Origin of the sequence: Bradyrhizobium sp. 142, assembly GCF_023074015.1 — a bacterium.
GTDB lineage: Bacteria > Pseudomonadota > Alphaproteobacteria > Rhizobiales > Xanthobacteraceae > Bradyrhizobium.
This window is the reverse complement of the sequence record NZ_JADPKQ010000323.1, coordinates 1-3652: the sequence shown is the minus strand read 5'-3', so window position 1 is coordinate 3652 and position 3652 is coordinate 1. Positions and strand designations below refer to the sequence as shown.

The following is a 3652-nucleotide window of genomic DNA, read 5'->3' as shown; positions in this document are numbered from 1 at the left end:
GACGACATGACCCCGGATCAAGCCTACTTCAACCTTCCGCCGCTCCGCGTGGCGGCCTAATCTCGGCAGAGGCTCCACTTATCGACGCGGAAAGTCTGTCCAGACAAGCGGGACCAGCTCTTTTCGTCATAGGAAACGATCGCCACTCGCTTGCCGGCTTTGCGCGACTTGGCGGCAGCCTTTTTCAGAACCTGGACCTCGCGGTAAACACAGAGAACCTCCGCCATCTTCTGCTCAAATTCGGCGTCGCGGCGTTCCAGATAGTAGCGGACCTTGTGCGGTTTGATTTCCTCTTGGCCGAGGATCTTGCACACCGTGCCTTGGACCAGCTTGGCGAGACATTTGTGCCCACTGGCCGGGCCGTGCTCGCGCGCGTGGCGTGCCAGCAGTCGCGTGGTCCACAGCTCATGCGGATAACCGTGCTCCTTGGCCTTGTCGCACGCCAACGACACCAACCAGGCTTTGGCCTCAGGCGTGATGATCGGTTCTTTGCCCGGTCGCGGTCGATCCTCGATGGCCGCCAGCGGCCCATAGGCCAGCGCCCGCTCCACGCAGCGCTGTACCGTCTGATGGTGGGCTCCAATTCTTTGCCCTACCGCACAAAACGAAGGATTCTCGCGATAGGCCAGCAGCATCTGCGCCCGCGATACCCGGCTCGCAGCCTCGGTTCTCGACCGCGAAAGAACCGTCAATCTATCAATCTCCTCGTCGGTCATCGTCAATTCGACTACTCGCCGCCATCCTGCCATGATCCCGCTCCTCGTTTTGCCAATCGCAAAACAAGGAATCCGCCATCAAACTATCCGTTCCAGGACGCTGGTTCCATGGAATCGACCGTCTAGTCGGCTCCTGGCCAGGTTAAAACGGACTGAGCAAGCTAACTAGGTAGGGCTCACCTCTGCTGATCCCCAATGGCAGTAGCCAACATGACTACATGACTCGTGGTCCAGTCCGACTCCAATAGCGCGCTCTGGATGCATGCTCTGCGACGCACCATACGAACAGTGAGCGCGGAAAACAGCGTCTGCAGGCCGATGCTTTAACGTCTGCGGATATCCACTCCTCCACACGCCGTTGCAAATGCAAAGATTTCCACGGCGGCTGCTAAAAGCCACGGTCACAAGCCACGGCCTGGAAGGTTTTCGCGCGCGAACTGCTTCAGCATCTTTAGCTCCGATAGTAGGAGGGAAGGCGGCCCTCGCGAAAGGGCCTGTGGTTTGGGGCAGAAGATTCCCAAATCGAAGGGGTGAGGTCCAAAACCAGCGCCGCCGGATAGATCGATCTATCGATCCAAATTTCGCGGCCCGGCTTCCCAGAATCTGGTCCGACCTTCTCTGGTTTCCGAACAAAAGCCGGTGCGTTGTAGAGCCGCGGCTTCTCCGCGAAGCCAGCGGAGATATCCGTATGTCGGCCAAGCTGGCATTATGGCGAGCTCGGCGACGTCACCGGTGGCGCTCGACCGGTCATCCGTATCACCAGGCAGACCGGCGGCGTGACGAATCAGATCAAGTCCGGGATGCTGTATCCAAACGGACACGATCAACAATGCTGGCACGGTGACGACGGGCCTCGTCGACGAGGTGAAGTTCTAGGGGCGCCGGTTCACGCTGGCGCGCCTGTACTCGTTTTGGTCACGTGTATTAAAAATGAATATATGCAGTGGCTTCACTACTTGTTCTGCCATCTCTTGACGTTCGTACTCAATAGTGAATTGCCGCACCTTACAAATCGAGAACGCCTGCTTGCGCGGGTTCATATCCTGGGCGGCAGATCGGGAGAAACCTCGGGCCCGCCACTATCCGCAATTGCCCTTTCCACTTCCGTCGCGAGCACACTGAGGTGGTCGGCTAACCGGGCAAACAGCTCTCGCTTTTTCGAATCTATCGCAAGGTCGCGGATAAGGGCACATTCCGCAGCATCGGTCCGCAGCTTTTCCGCCTGAGCCTGCATGTCTTTCATTCCAGCTACTCTGTTCCCCGATTTTTTGACGATGCTCGGGCGTTATTTCAGAACGTCGTACTCGAATGCGACGCCCTCGCGGTCGTTCTCCTCGAACCATGTTTCCGCAGCTTCGACCGTGCCGAACACCTTTATGTGCTCAGCATCGCCGACCTCTTTGGCAGCGTTGACGTAGACGAAGACGGTCATAGCTCTCGCTCCATCGCAGGATGGCTGCGGTTCTTCACCTTGATCCAGTGCTTCTGCTTGCCGCCGCGATATGGCCGATCGCGGTGCTTGGAGACGAGACCTTCAAGGCCGATGCGGCAGGCGACCCGGAATAGCTCCGGCCCGATCGCGCCGCGCTCGAATGGCGCGACGGTGATGCCGTCCGGCCGGCGGGCCAACAGCCGCTCCAGGTTCGTCTTGCGCAGGTGCAGCGGGAGCGGCCGGAGATCGTCTCCGCCGATGGCGAGAACGTCAAAGGCATAGAGCTGCACTTCGTGCTCGTGCTTGCGGGAATGCAGCGCGTTGAAATCGGAGATGCCGTCGACACCGAGCACCAGGGCTTCGCCGTCCATGACGAAATGCTGCTGGCGGCACTTGAGCGCGGCCTCGGCAATCCACGGATAGCGCTTGGTCCAGTCGGTGCCGTTGCGCGACAGCAGGCGCACGCGCTCGTTCTGCCGGATGGCAAGCATCCGGTAGCCGTCGTGCTTCACCTCGTGGATCCAGTCCGGTCCCGATGGGACCTGCTTGCCGGCGGTCGCCAGGCAGAGCTCATACGCAATACGCATGAACCGAAGATAGGCACTTCGGCCGCATTTTACGAATCAGGAACAACTAGCGGCGGGCCACATTCTCAGGCTGCTCCGATGGATTCCCTCCCTTGGTCGGAGCATCGCGGTAATGCAACGGCCTCAGTCACCCCAAGGACTGAGGCCGTTTTTATGATCGGCGAGCGGAATGACTCTCAACGTGCCGAGTCGACTCCAAACTCCCGGCCAAATCCCCAAGTCATAAGCCCCCGTCGGGATCAAACCTTCCCTAAGGTTGGCGGCCTCTGCGTCCCCGCGCGGAGGTCGTTTGTTCACAAGCGCATACGAGCAGAAAACGGTCGGGGGCCTCTCCGTTCCCATCCAGGAACATTACAAAGGAGTCTGTGCCGCCAAAGTGAGCAACTTGGCCCTCTAAGCAGCACTAGTACCCCCTTTTCTTAGAAGGTGAGTCGTGATTCAAGATCGGGATGATCCCCGAAGCAAGAGAAGTCCGCCTTTCGAAGAAAGATCGCAAGGTGCTTGAAGCGTGTTGCCGCTCACCGGTGACATTGCAGCGCGATTTGAAGCGGGCGCGGATAGTTCTGTTGGCGGCGGACGGGCGCAGCACCCGCTCGATCGCCAAAGAAGTCGGAGTCCAGCCGCGGATTGTCAGCCTTTGGCGGCACCGCTATGCCGATCATGGCCTCGAAGGGCTGCAAGACAAGCCGCGGCCCGGCAAGCAGCCGATCTATACGAAGGTCACCGACAAGCGGATTCTGAAGCTGCTGGATAAGCCGCCGCCGCAAGGGTTTGCGCGCTGGACCGGCCCTCTGCTGGCCGAGGCGCTGGGCGATGTCGACGTCCAATATGTCTGGCGGTTCCTGCGCAACCACAACATCGACCTTGTGGTTCGCAAGTCCTGGTGCGAGAGCAATGACCCGCACTTCACGGCCAAG

At 59.5% G+C, this 3652-nt stretch carries 5 protein-coding genes; 1 reads left to right on the top strand and 4 read right to left on the bottom strand.

Annotation, left to right across the window (positions count from 1 at the left end; genetic code table 11):
* Positions 1-56 precede the first annotated feature (56 nt).
* From IVA82_RS29960 to IVA82_RS29945, 4 genes are all read right to left on the bottom strand, one after another.
* Complete coding sequence (locus tag IVA82_RS29960; RefSeq protein WP_247493667.1) at positions 57-716, bottom strand: helix-turn-helix domain-containing protein; 660 nt, start codon at positions 714-716, stop codon at positions 57-59.
* Between the two features lie 1036 nt (positions 717-1752).
* On the bottom strand, positions 1753-1959 hold the full coding sequence (locus tag IVA82_RS29955; RefSeq protein ID WP_247390409.1) for a hypothetical protein: 207 nt from the start codon (positions 1957-1959) through the stop codon (positions 1753-1755).
* A gap of 42 nt (positions 1960-2001) precedes the next feature.
* Entirely contained in the window at positions 2002-2148 is a 147-nt protein-coding gene (locus IVA82_RS29950) for a hypothetical protein (protein ID WP_247493666.1), read from the bottom strand.
* Entirely contained in the window at positions 2145-2735 is a 591-nt protein-coding gene (locus IVA82_RS29945) for an RNA ligase family protein (RefSeq protein ID WP_247493665.1), read from the bottom strand. The genes IVA82_RS29950 and IVA82_RS29945 overlap by 4 nt, the downstream gene beginning before the upstream one ends.
* Positions 2736-3184: 449 nt before the next feature.
* Between IVA82_RS29945 and IVA82_RS29940 the strand changes: the two genes are divergently transcribed.
* On the top strand, positions 3185-3652 hold a 468-nt coding region (locus tag IVA82_RS29940; protein WP_247493664.1), incomplete at its 3' end, for a helix-turn-helix domain-containing protein.

Coding starts and splice junctions, on each gene's coding strand:
- IVA82_RS29960 (WP_247493667.1), bottom strand. CDS start 716: ATGACCGACGAGGAGATTGATAGATTGACGGTTCTTTCGCGGTCGAGA.
- IVA82_RS29955 (WP_247390409.1), bottom strand. CDS start 1,959: ATGAAAGACATGCAGGCTCAGGCGGAAAAGCTGCGGACCGATGCTGCG.
- IVA82_RS29950 (WP_247493666.1), bottom strand. CDS start 2,148: ATGACCGTCTTCGTCTACGTCAACGCTGCCAAAGAGGTCGGCGATGCT.
- IVA82_RS29945 (WP_247493665.1), bottom strand. CDS start 2,735: ATGCGTATTGCGTATGAGCTCTGCCTGGCGACCGCCGGCAAGCAGGTC.